This is a genomic window from Chlamydia sp. 12-01 (genome assembly GCF_042234205.1).
Taxonomy (GTDB): domain Bacteria; phylum Chlamydiota; class Chlamydiia; order Chlamydiales; family Chlamydiaceae; genus Chlamydia.
This window is the reverse complement of record NZ_CP114174.1, coordinates 1,128,269-1,151,393: the sequence shown is the minus strand read 5'-3', so window position 1 is coordinate 1,151,393 and position 23,125 is coordinate 1,128,269. Positions and strand designations below refer to the sequence as shown.

Genomic DNA, 23,125 nt, shown 5'->3' with positions numbered 1-23,125 from the left:
TTATAGAAAACTAAAAGATTACTGCAACCATACTTGTCCCAATATGATATAGAAAAACTAGCCCTCCTCTCCTGAATTTAGTTTTAAAAAATAAAAATCGTAAGATACAGATATTCACTTTCTTAGATTTTTTAGATGCTACTGAAGGAAATTTTTTATTCTTTGATTATTTGGATGAGAATCCTTTTGAAAGGATTATTAGGATCTCGAGTGCTAAAGGAATTGGAGGGATTAGGTGTTCTTAAAAACCTTGAAATACACCAATACTCGATGGATAAAGTCATCGTTAACTGGCGGCTCTAATTAGAATCGTCTTCTTTATTGTCCTTCACATTTCTTTTATATCTGAACTTTTCTCCACCCGGAAGGATGACTACCTCAGAGCTAGATCGTAGTCTACGTTCTTCTTCTGTAGCAATTTCCGCAACTACATAGATTCTTCTTCTGGAATATTCACTTTCATCGATTTTCTTCACACTAAGAACCACATCTTGATCTAGATTGAGCAGCATATCTCCAGGTTTGTCAGTATGAGTTTTTACGTGTTTGTCCAAACCAACTATAGTGAAGTAGATGTTGTAACCAGATCCAGGTCGACGATCAAAAAGATCATTTTGTGTCGTAATTAATGAAATTGTAATACTACCCTTTGGCATTTTTACAAGTGTATTCACCCGCATTTGAGAACGTACCCAATGTGGTACATAGACTCTGTAATAACCAAAAGCATATTGCAGCATGCTCTCAGGGATTTGCCATTTAGGATCTCGAGAATATAACTGCATAGCCGACCCTAATAAATAGTTATCATAAGCTTTAGCACGTTTAGAAGGACCCTTAGTTCTATCACGAAGGTTCCATAACATATAATCTCGCAACATATAGAACTGTTGATCGACTCGAGGATCGTAATGTACGACTTGATCATTAGTTGGGAATATAACACCTGCTCTAGAAACTATTCTTTCTGGTATTTTTACATCCGCGATTGTCTTAGGGAAATTAATTTCTAAATGACGTAGCTCAGGACCAATAAATGTGATAGCAGTTCCACTAGATGAGACAAGTCCTTTGTGTTCCGCAGATATAATGATATTTTTAAAACTTGTCCAATCCTGTTTAAATCCTTTCAGTTTCAGAACAAATGCTTGATTTTGTAATTGATCTGATAGAATACGCGTTATATAAAGATCCCCGCTTACAGGATCTAAGTAATAAGAACTTTCTAAGATCGTTGATGAAGGAAGTCGGTATTCTTTTATTGCTTGATCAAGGAAAAGTAGTTTATTTTCTGGAGCATTTTTTATCTGTTTAGGATCTATTGTGTAAGTTAAAACAGCTAAGTCCAAAGATCGATATCTTTTAGGAAGTATCAAATGATGATCTGTTTTATCCTGCTCTAGAGATAAAATACGGGAACGGGAACAGAATTCTTTAATCAACGTGACTAAGTTGAACGTCTCCTTCCCTAATGTCAGCTCTAAGTAATTCCAATAACTTCGATCAATGAATTGATGTGGATCTGAAGCCATCCAGGGTTTAGCTTCTTGTTCTAACGTTCTTTCAGAAATGCCATCCAGATATGTGTTAAAGAAGTTTTTGTATACCAAACGCATGGTTCCTATACCCTTTCCTTCTCGGATATAGAAGAATTTTAAGAGAAGATCTCTATTTCTTATGTTGACTAAATCTTGGGCATACATGATCTGTTGTGCTAACGCAAATGTTTCAGAAGCTATGCGGTAGCGATTGAAATCTTCAAGATTTAGTGAAGTATAATAAATTTGAATTTCATCGTAAAACTTCCAGGTATTATGAGAGAATGTTGTTTTAGGTTTAGTATCTGCTTTAAGGAATCCAGATTCCACCTTGCTATAGAATAAGACATTCCCCCCGCTTTGATCACTGCCTCGGAAATCAATGTATTCAATAGTATGCGCAGGTACTTTAATAGAGAACTTCTTCATAGATTTAAGCTGTTCAAGCATCGTCCATTTCAGATCTGTCATCACTTCTTCAATATGTCCAGCATAGAGAGTCCCTTGTATTGTCAGATCTACATCTCCCCTATTTTCTACACCAAGAACGTGTTCTTTACTCTTATGCAGCTCACTCAACATCAAAGTAACAGCGTTATTTAGACTCATTATACCCTCTAATCTTTCAGGGATGAGTACGCTATTGTGGTAGAGAACATGTTTCTTTGTAGGATCTTCTTGTAGCTGATTATACCAATTACCCAAAGTCGGTCGAACATTCGTGCTAATATCTATTATTGTGTCCCATGGAGGATCACCTGGATCCCAACTTAGAGTCATAGGAATTGTGTATCGTGGAGAAGAAACTATCAGATCTATACTTGAGCTTTCTTCCGTGCCATTTGTCATTTTCCCTTCAATTAAACTGGGAACGATTGTGCTAAAATCAAGAAATTGAGGAGCATCTCCATCCTCTGCTAGTATAACTTTAATAGGTTGAGTTTCTATATTTGGTGAAGAAGATAGGAGATAAGAAACACCCACAGCACCTTCAACGACTGTTTGAAACTCACCTTGAGCTCGAAGATCTAATTCTGTGTGTTTTTCAGGTTTATAAACGAAAAGCTTCTCATCATCATAATACGATACACGGCTATGTTTTTGAATGATGGATACCTCAGGAGCAAACCACCAGAGGTAGTTTTTCATCCATCGCACAATATTATCTACAAATCCAGGTTCTTCAGGATGTTTTAGTGCCCAGGTAGATTGTTCGCATTTTGTAAAGCCTAGAGTAGTGGTATTTGTATTATTCCCAGGGATAGGTTTGTCTATAGCTTCAACTGTAATACCGTCAGAGAATTTGACTTGGAAATGACCTACCCAACGATCATAAGAGCTACTCTTATTTGCGTTTTCAATGTATATGCCTGTGCTGTTATCCCCATCGAGACCTACTAAATTTAAATTATCTCCTCCTGAATGTAGTTCGAAGGAGTTCATGCCGAGTGTAAGATCGTGATCAGTAGAGTTCGGAGTAAGTACAATAGTAAGGTTACTATTTAATTTAGGTATGTAATACCAGTTTTTCCCTGCTCCAGAATATATAGTTCCTCCTCCGGAACTTACATAGAATTTGGTATCACGATTTCCTGATAGAGTATCCCGGCCTCCAGAAGAACCAATGACTGTAGAAATTCCTGTTTGTCGGATTTTTAAGATATTTATGCTTGTGCCATTAGGCCATATAAGAGGAACGTCTTGTACTACTTGTGAGAGATTGAATTTCACTGAAAATGGAGGTGGAATAGCACGGAACGAAATCACATTTTCAACTCCCGGAGCTCCAGTAATATTATAAAAACCAGCTCCGCCGATTTGAACAGTTATTCCTCCTTTGCCCCCTTCAACCTTGATCTCATAATCTTTATACTGTGAGGCATAATCTATTCTTTCTGGAGAATCGCTATCTAAAAGACGTACGGGAATAATGGTCGTTTGTGTATTTCCTGTTATTATCGTACTTTTATGATTTTTAGCTGTTAAAGGAGGTTTGTAGTAACGAGAATCTGCCTCCATAACTGCTTCTCTCCAAATTACTTTATTCGATAGATAAACGACTTCAGTAATTCCTTCGTATGTAATTCCGTATCCAAGAATAACAGTCCTATAGATCCCTGCAGGGATTTTAGGAACTTCAGGAGGCCAATAGCTATTGGCATGCCCTCTTGCTAAAGCGCCAGTTGCACTAATGCTAAACGCATAACCTAGTTTTTCTCTAATTTGCCAGTCTGACAAGTGTGGTTGATGCCCAATCCATCTATTCGCATTGTATGATCGATCTCCCGTAAGAGTTGGTGGATTTTTTCTTAGATCTAAAACTATATTTCCTAAAACATGGTTGCCAGACAAATCAAGCACTCCTCTATCTGGGAAAGCGCCTATAACATGCTCTCCTCCATCTTCTAGAAATTTTCTATATTTACCCCATTCTTGATGACGTTCTTCTGTTTTCGCAACGTTGCGAGCAATTGATGCAGCTCCCATACCAATAGCAGCAATAGGACCCGCAGCTAACATTGCAGGTGGAGCAGCAATGGCGGATAATGTTAATGCTAGGGAAATAGAATCAAAAGCTATTTGAACACGTGCTGCCATCATATCGCTATATGAGGAGGCGTGTTGCAGATCTTCTACACTACTATAAAGACTCCAGACTCCTGCAATAGTTTCAAGAACAGGAAGCTCTAAAACACCCGCAACTTTAGCAAGAGCTTTCCCTAAAGTTCCTCCTACTTTTTTAGAAGCTTTTAAAACTTGCTTAGCTACTGCTGATTCTAATCGAAATCCATCAATTCCCTCATCGGTAATGAATTTCTTTCCTAGCCCCTGTAAAACACTTCCCAAGGTCATTTCAGCCATTTCTTTGACATCTAAAGATACGTCAAAAATAGCCTGAGCCTCACTACCTTTTCCTGCTTGTACTAAGCGTACATATTGTACAATGGACACCATAGACATGCCGAGCTCTACGTCCATGACACCTGTGCCAGCCAGACCGCTAGCCATTGTCCCAAACTCTTTGAATGTTTTGACTAATCCATGACCTGGAATTTGTATTTTTTTGGATTGAGAGTCTCCCTGCTTAAAATCAAACGAAATCTTATCGCCATCAGTAACATCCACATTGGTGACAGATATTTTATCTTTATTATCAGCTGATGTATTATGGATGGCATTTCTTATATCATCCATCAGGTTCCGTAGCATGGAACCTAATTGCTGGGATTTAGTTTTGAACCCGCTTATTAAAGCTGTAAGATCTCTAGGGGTTTCGACAATTAAGCTCCTGCTAACCTCTTTTGTCCCAATTTCTATGCCGTAATTGTCTAAGATGTATAAGATTGTAGAAGTAAGTTCAGCATCTAAAACAGTCTTAGAAAGATAATCACTTAAAATATCCCCATCTAATTTTAATCTATCAAGATCTGCTTCACGAGTCTTTTCATTAATCCTTTTATGATCAATAGTACCTCCTATTTTATATAAGTTTGCCCAGGATATTCTTCTACGGCCTATATTGACATCTCCCCTTAGAGTCATTTTATATAAAGTAGTCATATACTGATCATAGGAGAATCCTAAGTTGGTAGATGGAAACCAGGAGTTTTCTGCTTTTATTGAATCTAAGGTATAAGCTTTTAGCTGTGATGCTACACTTACTTCAGAAGATATCCCATAGCGAGTTCTTACTTCTTCAGTTAGTTGTACTGAAGATTCTAGGAATAATAGGGCTTGCGGTAATGTCTCGAAATCACAATGTCCGAAGTTGGGATCTGTAACTCTATAAAATTCATCCATCGCTTGAACAACTAGGGAATGGCTAGGCGTGGTTACTAATAGGCTTTTTATGTTTGTCTGTTTCCCAAATATCTTAGATAAACCTTCAATATCCCATGTGTGTGGAGTCAGTATCCCTCCTGTTTTTATTTCTTTATTCCCACGATATTGTAACCAATCAATGTATGTTTGGCTTTTCTCTAAAAACGTATTGTCTGATTCTGTTAGGGGTATATGATCACGTTCTTTTGTCTGAAATAGAGCGCTTGTTGTCATGAGATTTCTAGTGATCAAGGTATATGCAATAGAATCTTTCGCTGACATATAGAGCATAGAGAGACCCATACAACGCCCCTCTAATTGATATAAAAACGTTTGTGGGTGTAGGTGTGCTATTTCAGAACCAAATGTTTTTGCTAAACCAGCCCATAGAGGTATCTGATCTCTAGAAAATTCGGGCCAAGAAAATAGAGAATACTTTGCTTGTTCTACAACGTTTTGTATTGTAGGCACATCAGGAGGAACAGAGAAAAAATCTTTACTCAATCCTACTCCGCGATAATCGTAAGGATTAATTGCCGTGGGATCTAGCATTGTAGTCGCTAGGGGACGACCGAAATCCGCATCTCGTTGTAAGATTTCATTAACTCCGGGTAAAATACCATACAACAAGGATGATACTGTTTGTGCAAAATTTGTTCTCTTAGAGAGAATCGAATTAACTTCAGTTATGGAAAGGTATGTCTTATCCTTTGCAAGTTTTACAAGCTCTTCAAGACGATCATCATAAAGGAAACAATAGACGTGTTTCTCGTTTAATAATTTCTTAGCTGCTTCTAGAGTTAAGGAACCATCATGAATACGTAGATGTAGCTGATAAAGTGTATCGAGATAGTTTGCCATGATATAGCTCGATAGGTTGAATTCTCCAGGCATAACACTTGTCATTACGCGCTCGGATTCACCACCGTCTTCCACTCCATACTGCATTCCCAAGGCAGAGACATAGCCGTCAACCGGAGGTATGAGTAAATCAGGAATATGAGATTTTTTAAGTTCCTCCCTTAATTTTTCTGGTATATTTACTAAAGCAGATTCTGCTTCTGGACTATTAGGATCTAGAGATAAGTAGTCATATACACTACTAAGGACATCATGCATATCCTCATAATCTCCTCCTAGTGTTGTTTTCATCATATCGACTAAATGCTTGGAAGGTGCTGGCAATACACTATCTGCAGAGAAGAGTCCCGAAACTCCTGTTTCAGCTACCATAAATCGATAGAGATCTTTTAAATCAGTAAAGGCGTATCCATCTAGATGCAAGCGTGAAAATAAGTATCTATCGAATAAGAATTTATCCAAATTCTGTAGATTAACACGGTCACTATCCTCAAATTTTTTGATAATATCATCTAACTTTTTCTGAGGATCTAAGACACGTTTTTGAAACGTAGTATCATAGAGTTGTTCATACCATTTCTGTGAGCTCTGTTGTTCTTGATTGTCCAGACCACTATAGCGGGTTATCTCCTTCATTTTATCTAGAATGAGTTTTCTTCTTTCGTTTTCAGGTAGAACAAAGCATTTGTTTATGAACTCCTCTAGATCTTTAAAGAAGTGCCCCGCCACAATCTGATCTTCGATTTGATTGACTTTAGCCCAAAGTCGTGAATCCCCTGATATCTTATTTATAGTTTCTAGAAACTGGTGAATATCTTCATCGGATGTCAGAAAATCTAAACTCTCTTTAGACTTCAGCTCCCCATAGCTTATTAAGAGATTCATCTGTGTTATAGAAAGAGGTGATTGCCCTGCAGAGTCAATGAGATTACCAATCGCTACTTGTCTCTCGGCTACAGATAGCATATCTTTTAAGAACATGGATAGACCACTTGATGAGCTATACCATAAGGTAATGCCCGTCTGTGAATGACTCTTCAGATATAGTTTAATAGCCTTTTCTAGATCTCCCTCGATATTTTTATATAAGTCTGGGAAAAAGTTAACGTGATTAGCAACTGGAAGTTGAACACCGCGGATTAGATTTGCAAGTTGCAGCTGTAGAGAAAACATAGATGCTGTTGCTATAGCATCATCTTTTATTTTCATCTTAAATTCATAGATTTCGTGATCTAAATCAGATAGTTTCACGATATCCACCTTAGGATCTTCAATAAGGTTATTAAACCTTACTAATAGACCTCCCGGGAGGTTATCTTTTGCTTTCTGAGACCAAGATTTAGTGAAATCAGCTTGATTAACTTTGGTGCGCTCTATTCCTTTAGGAGTTTCTGCGCGTAATTTTGATGAATCAGAAAAAAGCAGCTCAGCTGCGCATTTCTGTCTGACATTACACCACGTACTCTCATCTCCAGGAGTTACGTCATTGGCGCCTATAGATAGAGGATGTTTCCAGTCATATGTAATTTCGCCTTTTGAATCTTTAATTTGTTTATAGGAACCTAAATAGGCCGCATCTCCTAAATTCCTCCCATTCTCACTAAGAAAGTCACTTCCTAGAGGTCCAAAAGATTTGAAATGCTTGACCATTTCTTTCTTAATTAAATCGGGACCTGTAATTCCTAATGTACTTACAGCTCCAGGAATAGTTGAGTCTTGTCTAAAATTATAAAATAGACTCTTTCCAAGATAATCTCTGACTAAATGGCCTCCCACCACATCTTTTTGATCTAAATGTGTTAGATCATCAAGAGTATTAAAGAAAGATCCACTAAGAACGTTTTCCCTTATGTCTTTTAATTCAGCATAAGCTCGTTGTTGTCCTCTAATGACAGCATCAACTGTGGCACTATCTTTATGAGCCATCATCAAACCATTCAATATGCGAACATTCCAACCACTATCCCACTTATGGTACCTTCGTAAAACAGGCATTGTATCTCGAATCGTGTCAGCAGCCATTTTTTGAAAGAGACTTGTCTTAGGTTTGCCTTGGCTCCCACCTTCGCCTTTATGTAGCTTTTGAAATTCAGTAATTAGCTCTTTGATTTTTGTTTTATCATCAGCTGTAAGTTTTGATGTTTTGATTTCTTTACTGATTTCTTCTAAGGTGACAGTACTTTCTCCATTTGCTATTTTCAAAGCTACATCGGAGATAACTCGCCTAATTTGCAAGCTTTCGAAAAATTTATTCCCACCTTTCTCAAAAATGGCATTAGTAGCCTCCTGAGAATACTGGGGCATCATATCTAAATCAGTGTAAATTCCCCCATGTTCTTTGAGCATATACATTCTGATCTGATCTGACGCTGCGGCATAATTCCATCTTAAGAACATCTCCATCTCGTAATTATAGAGATTGGTCGTGTCTTTCATTGAATTAAGTTCTTTGATATCTTTAATTTTAACCTTTTCGGATCCTAAATCCTTGTTAACTTTAGCAACGATATCTTGAATTTTCTTTTTGTTGGCTTCTATAGTCTTCTTATATTGCTCAACCTCCTCTTGGGGAAGTTTAATGGTTTTTTCGAGATATTCTATGCGTATATCGTCAGTAATTGAGCTAGAGCCTTTAAGCATACAAAAATTGAAAAACCCATCTTGAGAAACAATCATATTTCTTAAAAATAAGGCATTGAAATTTTCCCTAATGCCTTTGTCTAATTTTTCATACTTCTCATAGATTGTGACTAAATCATCGTAATATTGTTGCTTTAGATTAGGATCTTGAGTGAAATCGTATTTCTGCCGTAATTCTTCGTAGTATTGAATAAAGTCTTTTGCAACCTCTGGGGTTTTTTCCTTGATTTCCTTCATGGATGCATCAAAAGCTATTCTTTTCAGAGTAGATGAAAATTTAGCTGCTCCGTAAGCCTTTTCATCTACCCAGAAGTAGAATTCGAAATCGTCATATGTCTGTAAAAATACTTTGATATAGGGACTTACATCATCAGGTGGAGATCCAGCAATCCAGATACCATGTAAATATTTATCCACTTTAACGCGATGCGATGAAAACTCTGTCTTAAGAATAGTCATCACTTTTGAACTCGGATGTGACGCGGATAGCCCCGCTTTTTTTTGAATCATGTCTAAGAAAATAGACTGCTTAACTAAGAGGTCTTGTCCTTTCCTAGAGTTTTTATCTTCTAAAGCATTGTAGTAGCCTACAGCTTTCTTTATGTTGTTGATTGATATTCGACATAACTTCTCTTGCTGAGGAGTTAACTCTAGTTTTCCTACGATATTCTCAGGTGTAAGATCGTATTTTTGAGTAGCTGATCCCCCAGCTTCAACTTCATCTTCTAAACCACGCTTCTTCCTAGAAAGATGATGAGGGTCTTTCACTTTTTGGACAGAATCTGTTGTAGCTTTCTGTTCAATAAGTTTTCTCCCAGTCTCTTTAATAGAAGATTGCTCTAGAATCTTAGCGCTTTCAGAGGCAGAGGAATCAGGAATATGTGTAGGAGCTTGCTTGGAGGTGGCCTTTGTAGGTCTAGAAGAGGCCGAAGCTTTAATAAGCTTAGCCAGCGTTCTTTCTTTTTTAGGCAACCCCCCCCCCCCCAACGGTAGGCTGCGCGCGCGAAGTAGAATTTTCAGAAAAAGAAGAGTTAGTAGAGCGTTTAGAGACGTGTGTCGAAGAAGTCTCTGTATGATTTGTAGGCGGTGGAAGAACCGTAGGTTTGGTGATTTTAGCTGGTAGTATCCTTGTAGGTACGACATGTGCAACAAGTTGAGCCAAATTATATAAGAAAGATGTTTTCCAGTTTCCTGAGTGATTAGATGGCGATACTGTACTTCTTATAGAGGTTTCATTCGTTAAGTTATAGAATTCTTGCTGTAGTGTTTTCCCTAATTCAACGACAGATTCCGTTGAATTATTTTGGTTTACAGCTTCATCGTAGAGGTTAAGTCTCTCGTCTAATGAAGCAGAATTAATAATGCTTTGATTGGAAGTAGAGGGAGCTGTGTAATTAGATTGAGACTGTGTCGAAGAGGACGCGGGAGTTGTTTTTTCAGGAAGAGTCATAGTCCAACTGCATAGGATTTATTTTAATTCCCTGCTCTAAAAGCTTTATTATAAAGCAGATAGAATCTTTCCCCATAAAAATTTGGGAGGTCCATTATAGGAAACTAAAAGATTACTGCAACCATACTTGTCCCAATATGATATAGAAAAACTAGACTCACTCTCCTGAATTTAGTTATAAAAAAATAAAAAATCGTAAGGTACAGATATTCATTTTCTTAGATTTTTAGATGCTCTTTAGAGAAAATTGTTATTTTTTGATCATTCGGATAAGAATCCTTGATACAAGATCTAGATGGATCGCTGTTATTAAAGAAGTTTCGGATACTATATATCTAATAACACTCTATGAACTTAGATGCTATTAAATAGGACTTTCCCTAGGTTATGACAAGAAAACTTATAAAACCTTATTTCCTTTCGACTTCTATTTATAGAGATTAATAAAAAAATGAGTTGATTTTAATTGCCTGTTAGTTTAAAATATTTTGACTTAATTTTTTAATTTGATTGGTTTTTATGCAGATTTTCGGTGGAATATGGGGAACCCAACGACATATATTAGACAATTTTGAGATGAATAATGACAAATTGCGTGGATTTTGTATCTTGAAGACATGCTGCAGCATTATAGGGTTGTCGCTCTCAATAATTTTTGTAACTCTTGGTGCTTTAGGTCTTGCTGGAAGCGCTAGCTTCCCCTTATTGATTATAGGTAGTGTTGGTCTTGGCTTGGCCGGTTTTGGATTAATTGTCGCCGGAATAGTTTGTATACTAATAAAAGTTCTTTTGTCTAAAATACCAAACGAATCTACATAAAGTCTGAGTCTTCAAAGTTGTTAACTTCACGACTTATCTAGGAAAAATTCCTACATACGTTTTTGTATGGAATTTTTCCTAATATTTATGAATAAAGCAACTGCTTTCAATTCAAATAAAGATCTCTTTTTTTATTGTCTTGTTTTAAATTCCGAATGAGACCTACAGATACTCTTCACCTTATTTTACAAAATATGCTGCTATATTTTTAAAAACTAACTTAATTCTTTTTCGAAGATAAAACGAATTCTAGAAATATGTTTAGTATCTCATAGATAGTTTTTTGTATTTGCATTTAATCGTACAGGCATACTAAGATATTCCGATGAATTTTTTAGTTTGGTAAAAATGTCTAATTTGAATGGGATATGTAATTGTTTAACTGTAACGCAAAATACTGAAACAAAATCGGGGATTTTGCAGTCTAAAGTATTTAAAGTAAGCGCTTTTGTTTTGGGGATTATAGTCTCTATAAGTTGTATAACCATAGGTGCTTTAGGTCTTCTTGGAAGTTCTAGTTTCATCGTCTTAATTTTAGGTGTAGTACTTCTAGGGTTAATGCTTCTTGGGATTCTGATTTTTAGACCGGTTAAGTCGGTTGCTCAGCCACCGTCTTCCTTAAAGGAGAAGCCTAAGTCCCATCCAATTTTAAATGTTCAAGGAAACGCAGCACTGCAGTATGTAACACGACGGCTCGATTCAGAAAAGAACACAATACAGCCTATTTCCTGGAGAGAGTGTTATTCTCCTAATAATAAAGATATTTCCTATTTATATACTTTAAGACAGGAGAAGTATGTAGAAATTTTGAATTTATTACATATCAATGAATCGCTAGATGATCCGAAGAAATTGCGATTCCCTAATAAAGAAGCTGCGAGTGATGAAACCCTTACAAGTGCGATTACAGAATATCTACAATTATCTTTTGCAATCAGCGTTTATTCTCTACAGGATTTAAAAGTATTTAGAATAAATTATTCATTTCCGCATTCAAATTTAGAACTACTAGTTAATCGAAAATACCCTTACAGCCAATCATTTTATGTAATGTCTGATGCATATAAATTGATAAGGCATTTAGAGCGGTTTTGTGAAGAGGCTCCTACTCAAGAGGAATCACAATATCGAATAGCTAGATTCTATGAAGCAGGAACTGTGGAGTCGGAATGGAGAGCTCTATTCAACTGTTTCTGTGAGCAAGCCCGCTGGTACCTTGGTGATGAACAGCTAGTTCGGGAAAGAGAAGAGCGTCTGCTTAGCCATTCAAGAGTGGATCTAGATCCTAACTTTAAATATGCTGGAGACCTTATTAGCTAAAATGTAATCTATCAGTTCATATAGAAAAATCTTACAGGTCTTTTAGTCTTTTTAGAAAGGCATAAGGTTCACTTAAAGATCTGTAAGATGTCTTATAGGCATAGGGTTCATAAACTCTATATTCATTTGTCTGGAATTTAGGTGTACACACGCCACGATTCACTTCAGTAAATCTTTTGATAATACGCATACTTTCACTCCTAGAAAATTGTTCCAGATGTAGAGCTAATAAAGCTTTGCTTTTTTAGGGAATGAATATTTCTCTAATACTTAGAACTTTATTAGATAAAATTTCTTTAATAAATTCGATCATTAACTGTAGTTCGATTTGCTTATCGGAAAGAAATCTTAGCTGAGATTTCTCTTAAAGAATATGGGTTCCCAGAACCCTAATCATATTTAAATCTAGAGATCAGAATTTTTTTTGTGCAACCACTGAGTTAATTAAATTCATTATAATTACACTAAATTTCTTAGATTTAATTCAGATAAAAATACAGAACCCCTAGAATTTTCATATAAAATTACAGTTTATAATTTTAATGAAAAATGAAAATCCCTTCCACAATAGCGTGTGGAACGCTATTTCTAATTTCTATTTGATTTTAATTGTTTAGATAATGCACCATGCTTCGGTCAACTTTTTACTTGGTAAAACATGTTAAATCTAAACAAAATATGTAAATGTCTAACCCTAACACAAAATATTAGAACGCAACAAGGAATTTCTCAATCAAAAATATTAAAGGTCAGCGCCTTGATTATAGTGGGGTGCGTGCTTTCTATAATTTTTATAGTTCTTGGTGCTTTGAGTCTTTCTGGTAGTGCTAGTCTTGGATTGTTAATTTTTGGTAGTGTATCTTTAAGTTTAGTAATTTTTGGGTTAATTGTGTTTGTCCTTATCAGGACAAAAGTCTTTCCACCCAGTGTCCAAGGATCTCTGTTAGGAATCTTTTCAGAAAGTAAACTACCACCTTTAAATGCTCAAGGAAATGCAGCATTAGAATACGCAACACGGAGATTCAATGAAGAAAAAGATAGGATAAATCCTGCTTTATGGGGAGGTTTCCGTCCCCCTGTGAATACAGATATCTCCTATTTGCTTGTTTTAAAATCAAATAAGTATCAAGAGGTCTTGAATTTATTACATATGAATGAGGAGAGAAATTTCAAATTTCCCGATAGAAAATATGCGAGTGATGAAATCCTTACAAGTACGATTACAGAATATCTACAATTATCTTTTGCAATTAGTATTTATTCTTTAAGAGATTTAGAAAACTATAGAAAGAAATACCCGAGTGTCACTTCAAATTTAGAAGCTCTATCTAGACAGGTATCGGCTTATTATAGAACATTTTATGCTATGTCTGCTGGTTATAGTATGATAAGACACTTAGAAAGGTATTGCGACCCCGCTCCTCTTCAAGAAGAAATTGACTATAGAATAGCTAGATTCTATGAAGCAGGAACTGTGGAGTCGGAATGGAGAGCTTTATTCAATTGTTTCTGTGAGCAAGCTCATTGGTATCTTGGTGATGAACAGCGGGTTAGAAAAGTGGAGGAGCGTTTGTTTAGACACTCAAGAGCAGATCTAGATCCTAGTTTTGAATACGCAGACACCACTCCAGATTAAAATCTTTTGAGATATCTGACTTTTTAGATACATAATTCATGAACTATGTATCTATTTGTCTAGAATTTAGGTGTACATATACTCCGCGATTCACTTCAGTAAATCTTTCGATGACATGCATGCTTTCTAATTGCATAAGTATAGAATTTACTAAACCAGTTCTTGCCGTATTGGAAAGATGCCCCCAGAGAGTTGTTCGGATGGTAGGGCTAGAAAGGCTTTGTTCTTTATAGGGAATGAAGATTTCTTCGGTTGTTGAACTTTTATTAGATAAAATTTCTTTAATGAATTCGATTGCTAACTGTAGTTTGATTTGTTTATCCGAATAGGATCTTAGTTCAGATTTCTCCTGAAGAATGTAGGCTTTTGGAATTGTAATCGCATTTAAATCTAGAGATCGTGCAATTTTTGTGTGATCTAGAGATCGTAATGCAGAGGCAACCTCTTGTAGGGTTGCCTCTTTTAATACATCACTTAAGAAAGCACTAGGAACTTGTCGTAGAAAGGCTGACATGATAAATGATCTACTTACGCATGAATCCATGGGTAGACGACTTCCCAACTCATTCATGATAAGTTGATGTTTATTTTGATGGTGTCTAAAGGTGGCTTGTTCCCCTAAAATATAGGGAACCAAGTCTCTTTTTTTCATGCTGTGATAGCATTCTATAAAAGATTGTGCTGAGAAGAATCTAAGATTAGCATCGGTATGCCCTTGAGGATCTGAGACAATTACCTGCTTGTTTTCTTCCTCATCATCTAAAATGACTATTCCAGAATTCATTTCACACCCAATATATCTAGGCCAAGATATAAAAGAGTTATTTTCTTTTTTCTCTAAAAGTCGCGATTCTAGAACATTTTTCACAAAGCTTGCAACAGCTGTTTCTTTTAATGGGTCTGCATATGAGCCTGTTACATCATGAATATTCATAGAGTCATCATTCAATATGCACACATAGCTAGGATAGTTATCAAAGTAGAACTTCGCTTTTAAACCAGAGTATAACTCTTGTTTTTGTTTAGGAAGACTGGTGATTTTTGCTGTAATCCCAAGCTGTTTTTTTAAGATTGCTTGTATAGATTTCTTATCGTTCTTACCCGTTAATTCAAATCCAGAGATAAGATTTCTTCCTGCTTGAATTAGATTATAAAGATCCAAGCAGTGAGTGTCGAAGTGATCTCTCTCTCCCATAATATAAAATGTATGAGATTTATGAGAATCTAGATAAAACCTTTCAGGAAGAACATTTGAAAATTCTTTACTAGGTTTTACTACAGTAATACCTTCAGATTGTAATTCCTGATACGCCTCTTCTTTTGTTGTTAAAATAGTCTTATGGTTAAGTGTATGAGATATTTTTTGGCATGTTGTAAAAATATCTTTCTGGAGAGAATCTGGTAATGCTGCATCAAGATATACACATGGATATGCGACATATAGGTATAAATGCAAAGCTTGGCGTAGTAACCAGGCTAGGATAACAATCGGAACCAAGATCCAGGAGAGTATTTTGAGGACTTTCTCAATAGTAGATACCGCGCGTCCTTGGTGCTGGACAGCCAATCTAAGCCCTAATTCTGTTGATTTATCTAGAACCTTAGTTTGTTTTCCTCCTAGATAAAAATATGAATCTAGAGCAGCAGAAAACTTCTCTATTAGATTAGGAGAATAGGTTGGTGAGAATGTTACAGAATTTAACATAATATTCTTGGGGTTGTTTTTGTTATTTTACTTGCATACATACCTGTAAAGGTACTTCATTAATTTTTTATTTAAGTCTTGTTAAAACCGTTTGTTTTTAACGTGAAGACTATATTTGAACTATAGTAACCTAGTCAAAGTAAGCGCAAACCATGGTGTCAGTATTGTTGTATTTGGAGAAGATACCTACATTTACTAGCTGATCCATGATACTCTCCCCTAAGCATTTTTCTTGGATTCCTTCCGGTTTATAGAACATAGATCCATAATTATTAAGTTGATCGATCAGTATCCCGGTGCCTCCTCCAGGGTAGCTTTGTCCATGTTTGTAGAAGACAACCATGTCGCGTCCACTATCATTTTGAACAGAGGCTCTTTGTGAGATAAATCTTAGGAAATTTGTAACTAACAGTCTCTTATCATGATTGGATATTTGACTTTGAGTGGAATCAGTCATAAATATCGGTGCTTTGAGATCCAGAGTATTATCTAAAAATTCTTTAGATAATAAAGAATGTATATTCTTAATCTTAGATTTTATAGAATTAGGAATTTGGTTCAGCATGCCTTTGAGATATTCTGGAGGCGTGTTTTTGAGTATAGGCATTAAAGCAGAAACGCGATTCTCTGCTTCTGAGTCTTTATCTAAGCATACTGGGAATGTGTTTCCGGGATCAATTATCAGAATTTTATAGATATCTTTTATGTTATTTACACAGATGAAATTTCTCTGCGATCTTGCAAATACCTTGCCTGGATACCCACTTATTACAGTAAATTTTGTAAGATCATTTAACCCTTTCTGTAAGATATTATGATCTTTAATACTTGATGAAGTTTCTTTTTTACTTAGAGATTTGTCTTTGAGAAGCCCATTACGGGTATGATGAATGATCACCCCATCCTGTAGGCTCATGCCTATAGGATTACTGATTATCAAATGGTTTAAATTCTGTTGTTTAGCCACATTTATAGCTTTTGTACAGTTCCACAAATGTTCCATTAAAGCCCACTGTATATCTTCAGGTTTTGACGTTGTGATAGAGGAACTAGGAACTACAAATGTGAATGCTATATCTGGGAAACGCGTCGATGTCATTGTAATCAATAGCTGACTGCTAGTTGAATCTTGATAGAAATGTACAATCTTTAACCCTTGTTGGTTTAAAGTAGTTCTAAGAATGTCGTTATTAGGTTGTGTAAAGCGTATTTTCATGAATGTATCACGCATTGCTATAGCATCTTTTAAGTAGAGTGCGCATGGTGTGCATGGATCCTGTCTATCAATCAGGATAATCTTATGATTCTTATGCAATACTTTATGTAGTAAGAAGCGTATGAGTAGAGCGATCAATACGATTGGGAATATGAGATATGAAAGTATCTTTACAACCTTTTCAGCGGTAGACACGGATCTTCCTGGGTTGGAAAGGCAGATAAGTTCTCGGGTTGCTTCATTTCTAGCGATGATTTCTATTTGTCTTCCACCAAAATAGAAATAATTGTCCACCGTAGATATGACCCTGTCAAAGTAACTAGGTTCTTTATTAAAAGAACTTAAGCAAAAACTGTCTGATATTTTCATAAAAAATTAAGTTGGAATAAAAAAACTTAAGATATTCTAACATAAAACATTTATTATTAGAATTATTTTTAATATAGATTAGTTTTATTAAGATTTCTTAATTAAATAGAAAAACATGTCTAAAGAAAGAAACCTTTAGACATGAGAATCATAAAGAATTTTAAAATAAGGAATTACCTTGAGAGAGAAGGAAATCAACGTAGTTGATATCGTAGTCTGAATTAATAAATTTAGGATTGTCTAGCATGAATTGATGGAAAGGTATTGTAGAATGCACCCCTCCAATATGAAACTCTTTTAAAGCACGTTTCATGATGGCTATAGCCTCCTCACGATTCTTACCTTTAGAAATCACCTTGGCAATCATAGAATCGTAATAAGGAGGGATAGCATAGCCACTATAACAAGCCCCATCAACACGTATTGAGGGCCCTGCAGGAGGAAGATAGTAATCTAAACGACCTGGAGATGGGGAGAAGTTATTACTTGGATCCTCAGCGTTAATACGGCACTGGATAACATGTCCTGTGAAAACAATGTTTTTTTGTTTCCATGTAAGCTTATTGCCCATTGCCACATAAATCTGTTCTTTAAGAAGATCGATTCCTGTAACCTCTTCTGTGATTGTATGCTCTACCTGAATACGTGTGTTCATTTCCATGAAGTAGAACTTTTTATCTTTATCTAATAGAAATTCTACGGTACCCACAGAATGGTAATTTGCGCTTCTAGCTAAATCTACAGCAACCTTTCCTACTTTTGCACGTAATTCTGGAGTGAGTATAGGGCTAGGAGTTTCTTCAATAAGTTTTTGTCGACGTCTCTGTACTGTACAGTCTCGTTCTCCAAGATGAATGTAATTGCCATGTTTATCTCCAAGAATCTGAACTTCTAGATGTCTTGGGTTTTCAATAAACTTTTCAATATAGACATCAGGATTATTAAATCCTGCTTCTGCTTCTGCTCTTGCTGCTGAAAAAGCTCTGAAAAACTCATCTTTTTCTCTAACGATACGAATACCTCGGCCGCCACCACCAGCAACAGCTTTGATCACTATAGGGAAACCTATCTTTTCAGCAATTTTCAATCCCTCAGCTTCGTCTTTAATAATACCTTCAGAACCAGGAATCACTGGGCATTTGATTTTCTTAGCGAGCTGTTTTGCTGCTATTTTATCTCCCATTGTTGCTATAGATTCTGAATTAGGACCAATGAAGGTTAATCCACAGCTTTCACATATAGAAGCAAAATTTGGATTTTCGCTTAAGAAACCATAGCCAGGATGGACAGCATCTGCTCCTGTAATTTCACACGCGGCTAAAATATTTGATATTTTTAAGTAGGATTTAGAGGCTTGGGGCTCTCCTATACAAACAGCTTCATCTGCTAATAGCACGTGTAAAGCTTCTTGATCTGCTAGGGAATATACTGCAACTGTGGCTAATCCTAGATCATGACAAGCACGTATAATGCGTACCGCAATTTCTCCACGATTAGCTATTAAGACTTTTCTCATTATTCAGCTTTAACTATACGAAATAACTTAGATCCAAATTGTACTGCGTCACCGTTGGTGATTAAGACTTCTACAACGCGACCGGACATTCCGGCCTTAACTTCATTCATAACTTTCATAGCTTCTACGATACAAACAATCGTATCCTCAGAAACAACATCTCCGGGCTTAATGAAAGATGGGGAATCGGGAGAAGGAGAACTATAGAATGTTCCTACAAGAGGAGAACTAATAAAATCTCCTGGAGCTTGCTGAGGTTCTACTTCTACTTTTTCTGAAGCGACATCCTTCGCAACCGTTTTATTAGGATCAGTAGGAATAGGACGTTCCTGAGAGAAACCAGCGAATAACCTACTATCATAAAATACAGGTTCTTGATTAGGTTTGTCTCCTGTGTCTCTTTCCAATTCAAGCTCTAGCCCCTCACGTTTTATCACAAAACGCTTCATGCTATTACGTCCCATAGCAATCATGAGCTTTTCTATCTGCTTTAAATCCATACCTGTATTCTCTTATCTTCTCAGCCTGAAATTAGACGCGTTGAATATATTCACACGTACGCGTATCAATTTTTATAATATCCCCCATTTCCACGAAAGGAGGTACTGTAATTTCGACGCCTGTTTCTAATAAAGCTTTTTTTGTACCGCCGGTAATTAGAAGCGCATCTCCAGGAAAATCTGTTTTAGACACCATCAACTCTAAAAAGTGAGGTAACTCTATAGAGAAAACAACATCATCATAAACCATGGCAGAAACAGTGACCCCTGCTTTTAAGAATAAAAAATTATCCTTCATGATTTCTTTAGAAATATAGATTTTTTCATAATTTCCTAAATCTAGGAAAAGAAAGTTCTCATCTTCAATATAGAGATATTCAAGATTTCTGGATTCAAACTGGGCTTCTTTTATTTCTTGGCCAATTTTAAAATTTCTTTCAACAATGACTTCGGAATCAGCAGCTTTTAACGAAGCTTTAATAAAGGATTCCCCTTTATTTCCTGTTACTTTAGAAACCGCTACAACTTTATAAAGACCGTCTTTTGTGGAAATGAACATTCCCACTGAGAGTTGGCTACTTAATACCATGATTTTCTCCTCGAAGTAGCAAAACTTTTTCTTCCATAGTTAGTGCATCCTTTTGAAACATATAGGACGCAGCTACTAAAATATCCGCACCCGCTTCGCGACATTCTTTTGCAGAAATCTCGTTAATTCCCCCATCCACTTCAATCAAACAAGAATCTTCCAGATCCATTGTCTTAATTGCTTGTTTTGTAAAACGAATTTTATCCGGAACATCAGGAATAAAGCCCTGACCACAAAATCCAGGATGTACGGACATTAACAATACAACATCACAAAAAGGTAGGAATGGGGGAATAAATTCTATAGAGGTTTCTGGAGAAAAAGCTAGTCCTGCTTGTATTCCACATTTTTTAATATAAGCTAGTAATTCTTTGAGATCTTCGGAAGCTTCAAAATGCACAATAATACGATCAGCTCCAGCTTTTACAAAGGCTTCTATAAAATCAAAAGGTGTGTAGATCATAGCGTGCACTTCTAAGAAGATGTCCGTAGATCTATTGATTGCTGCGATGACTCCTGGACCAAAAGTCAGATTAGGAACGAAGTGTCCATCCATAACATCAATATGAATAAGATCGGCTCCGGATTCTTCTATTCTTTTTGCCTCTGCACCTATGCATGCAAGGTCTCCTCCCATAATTGAGGGAGCAATTAATGTCTTCTGACGTTGTTTCTTATTCACCTATTGCCTATTACGAACACATCAAAATTAAAGAAGCTTCTCAAGGTATAGCTAGCAAATTATGTATCTCACCATATCCTTTGAAACGGGATAACCACAAGAGAAACTTCGGAGACATAGATTCTTACATCTTTTGATTAAAATTCCTAGAGATCTTGTTAGATTTAGATAAAAAATAGACGGATATTTTCTTTTATCTAAAATAATCGCTGGAATCTTTGAAGGAACACTTTTATCAAACATTATCTAAAACAATCTCATTTTCCTTTAATGACTTCGTGTGCATACTTCTTCTTTGTCTATGAATATTAATGGCATAACTTTTAGTAAAAAACTTGATTTTATACATTCATATAATTAGCCTTTCCAAATTTAAATTATTAAAACGGAAATCAAGACATGGCAGTACCAATAGAAAACACAGTTCCAGTACTAACCTGCAATTTGCCAGATACTGAAAATCATGGTGAAACTATGATCAAACCTATCTCATCAACAGGAACTCCCAGTCCTTCGTCGGCTGCTATAGCAACTGCCAAGAAACTAGTAATTCCAGAAGGGAAAGTTTCAATACTTCAAAGGATTTTTCACTTTATCAAAATTATTGCTGCTGTTGCTCTATTTGCTGTTGGTATTGCGGCTTTAATTTGCTTGCAGTTTGGTATTGTTGTATCGACGCCTTCTCTCATTCTTATGATTGCAATCATGCTTGTTTCGTTTGTAGTTGTCATTATGGCAATTCAAGATAGCACACCATCTCAAGTGGCCCGTCGTATGAAACAGCAAATAGAGCAATTTGACCAAGAGAACACGCGTTTACATAATGAAGTGGATACTCTGAAAGCTACTAACGCTGAACTCACAGAGCAAATTGAACAACTCAAACAACTACACGCTAAATTATCAGATTTCGGTAATAGACTTGAAACACATACTGGAGATTTCAGAACACTTGTTTCAGAGTTCAAAACCAGTTTGGACGATTTCAAATCTGTAGGTAGTAAAGTTGAAACTATGCTCTCCCCATTTGAGAAATTAGCTACATCTTTACAAGAGACCTTCTCTACAGAGAGTATTCAACAGCTAGTTACTACTGTAACTGCATTAAGAGCTACTTTAGATGGATTAAATGATCTCGTAAAAGAGAACACAGTTATTTTAGAACAGCTAAAAACTGATGCTAAACTTAGAGAAGAACATATACAATTCCTAGAGAAACGCAAACAAGAATTAGAAGCTGCTTGTTCAGTATTAACAGCTTCAATTGCTGATTTGCGTGTTTCCACAACTAACTTACAAGCAGTTGAAGGTCGTATCACTAGCTCTATAGATCAAGAAGGCGAACGTGTAGAGATTCTTAGTATTGACACTACGGCTACATCGTTATCCTCACAAGATAGCAGCTCACGAGGCCAAGGTGGAGACCGGACTGACAGTGGAAGTCAAGAAGATGGCCAAGGTGGAGCAAGTCAGCAAGGGTTAGGAGGTTCTAATATAACAGGTTATGATGAACAGGGATTCCCTATACGAGAATAAATAACCCCTAATCTTTAGTAAAATTTTTAATAAAAAGGCATAGAGAGTTTCTCTTGCCTTTTTTTTTATCTCTCTATAAATTTCCTCTCTAATGTCTCGTTACCCGTCTAATAAAAAGCATTATTCTTCTAGGAAAACAGAAAGAAAGTCTACCTCTTGGGAGCCCATAGCTGAAGATTATCATAAGATCGTTCAGGGAGAGGGTCATTATTATCATAAAGAGGTCATTCTTCCTAAGCTACTTCCCCTGCTTGATCTGCAATTCAAAGATTCTTTAGTGGATATTGGTTGCGGTCAGGGAATTTTAGAAAGGGCAATTCCTAAGGAATGCGGGTATTTAGGGCTAGATATCTCTCCGAGTTTGATCTCTATAGCAAGGAAATTAAGAAAATCACGAACTCATGAATTTAAAATCCAAGATCTTACAAAAAAGCTAACATTAGAAGCTCCTCAGTCTTTTTCCCATGCTGTGGCTATTTTAGCATTACAAAATATGGAAACCCCCGACCAAGCGATTAAAAATACCTCAAAGCTTCTTTGCAAAGAGGGACGCTTTTTTATAGTGTTGAATCATCCTTGTTTTCGTATTCCCAGAGTATCTTCATGGCATTATGATGAAGACAAAAAACTTCTTTCGAGAAAGATCGATCGTTATCTTTCTAAAATTACAGTTCCAATTGTTGCCCATCCAGGGAAAAAACAGTCGGAATCTTCAATTTCTTTCCATTTCCCCCTAAGTTACTGGACTCAAGCGTTATCAAAATATGGGTTTGTTATTGAGAATGTGGAAGAATGGATATCACCAAAAAAATCCATAGGAACACGTGCAAAAGCAGAAAACCTTTGTCGCGAAGAGTTTCCATTATTCTTAATGATCTCATGTATTAAAACTTATAAGAATTAATAAAATAAAATTTATAAAACTT

13 protein-coding genes are annotated in these 23,125 nt (G+C 36.2%); 5 read left to right on the top strand and 8 right to left on the bottom strand.

All coding sequences use genetic code 11. The features are described from left to right. Positions 1-299: 299 nt before the first annotated feature. Both O1W69_RS04995 and O1W69_RS04990 read right to left on the bottom strand, forming a co-directional pair. Positions 300-9,833, bottom strand: a complete 9,534-nt coding sequence (locus O1W69_RS04995) for a LifA/Efa1-related large cytotoxin (protein ID WP_375793455.1) — start codon at positions 9,831-9,833, stop codon at positions 300-302. After that, positions 9,826-10,311 carry a hypothetical protein gene (locus O1W69_RS04990; RefSeq protein ID WP_375793454.1) on the bottom strand — a complete coding sequence of 162 codons (486 nt, stop codon included), beginning with the start codon at positions 10,309-10,311 and terminating at the stop codon, positions 9,826-9,828. Before O1W69_RS04990 ends, O1W69_RS04995 begins: the two co-directional genes overlap by 8 nt. A 636-nt stretch (positions 10,312-10,947) precedes the next feature. Here O1W69_RS04990 and O1W69_RS04985 point away from each other — a divergent pair. From O1W69_RS04985 to O1W69_RS04975, 3 genes are all read left to right on the top strand, one after another. Beyond that, positions 10,948-11,130 (top strand): hypothetical protein, encoded by a 183-nt coding sequence (locus tag O1W69_RS04985; protein WP_375793453.1) that lies wholly within the window; start codon positions 10,948-10,950, stop codon positions 11,128-11,130. 348 nt (positions 11,131-11,478) lie between these two features. Further along, entirely contained in the window at positions 11,479-12,450 is a 972-nt protein-coding gene (locus O1W69_RS04980; RefSeq protein ID WP_375793452.1) for a hypothetical protein, read from the top strand. Positions 12,451-13,225: 775 nt separating this feature from the next. Further along, entirely contained in the window at positions 13,226-14,086 is an 861-nt protein-coding gene (locus tag O1W69_RS04975) for a hypothetical protein (protein WP_375793451.1), read from the top strand. 43 nt (positions 14,087-14,129) lie between these two features. On the opposite strand, the gene O1W69_RS04970 is transcribed toward O1W69_RS04975, so the two are convergent. The 6 genes from O1W69_RS04970 to rpe all read right to left on the bottom strand — a co-directional run bounded on the left by O1W69_RS04970 (position 14,130) and on the right by rpe (position 20,618). Next, on the bottom strand, positions 14,130-15,791 hold the full coding sequence (locus tag O1W69_RS04970) for a DUF648 domain-containing protein (RefSeq protein ID WP_375793450.1): 1,662 nt from the start codon (positions 15,789-15,791) through the stop codon (positions 14,130-14,132). Between the two features lie 130 nt (positions 15,792-15,921). Further along, positions 15,922-17,376, bottom strand: coding sequence for a DUF648 domain-containing protein (locus tag O1W69_RS04965; protein WP_375793449.1), 1,455 nt, complete (start codon positions 17,374-17,376; stop codon positions 15,922-15,924). Between the two features lie 160 nt (positions 17,377-17,536). Further along, positions 17,537-18,892 carry an acetyl-CoA carboxylase biotin carboxylase subunit gene (accC, locus tag O1W69_RS04960; RefSeq protein ID WP_375793448.1) on the bottom strand — a complete coding sequence of 452 codons (1,356 nt, stop codon included), beginning with the start codon at positions 18,890-18,892 and terminating at the stop codon, positions 17,537-17,539. Continuing rightward, a complete protein-coding gene (accB, locus tag O1W69_RS04955; protein ID WP_375793447.1) occupies positions 18,892-19,392 on the bottom strand; it encodes an acetyl-CoA carboxylase biotin carboxyl carrier protein in 501 nt (166 codons plus the stop codon). Before accB ends, accC begins: the two co-directional genes overlap by 1 nt. A gap of 31 nt (positions 19,393-19,423) precedes the next feature. After that, the gene (locus O1W69_RS04950; RefSeq protein ID WP_375793446.1) at positions 19,424-19,981 is read right to left on the bottom strand and encodes an elongation factor P; all 558 of its coding nucleotides are present in this window, start codon (positions 19,979-19,981) and stop codon (positions 19,424-19,426) included. Then, complete coding sequence (rpe, locus tag O1W69_RS04945) at positions 19,968-20,618, bottom strand: ribulose-phosphate 3-epimerase (protein WP_375794006.1); 651 nt, start codon at positions 20,616-20,618, stop codon at positions 19,968-19,970. Before rpe ends, O1W69_RS04950 begins: the two co-directional genes overlap by 14 nt. A gap of 444 nt (positions 20,619-21,062) precedes the next feature. On the opposite strand from rpe, the gene O1W69_RS04940 reads away from it, so the two are divergent. Together O1W69_RS04940 and O1W69_RS04935 are read left to right on the top strand one after the other, a co-directional pair. Beyond that, positions 21,063-22,199 carry a hypothetical protein gene (locus O1W69_RS04940; RefSeq protein ID WP_375793445.1) on the top strand — a complete coding sequence of 379 codons (1,137 nt, stop codon included), beginning with the start codon at positions 21,063-21,065 and terminating at the stop codon, positions 22,197-22,199. Positions 22,200-22,290: 91 nt separating this feature from the next. Further along, positions 22,291-23,103 carry a class I SAM-dependent methyltransferase gene (locus O1W69_RS04935; protein WP_375793444.1) on the top strand — a complete coding sequence of 271 codons (813 nt, stop codon included), beginning with the start codon at positions 22,291-22,293 and terminating at the stop codon, positions 23,101-23,103. Positions 23,104-23,125: the final 22 nt, after the last annotated feature.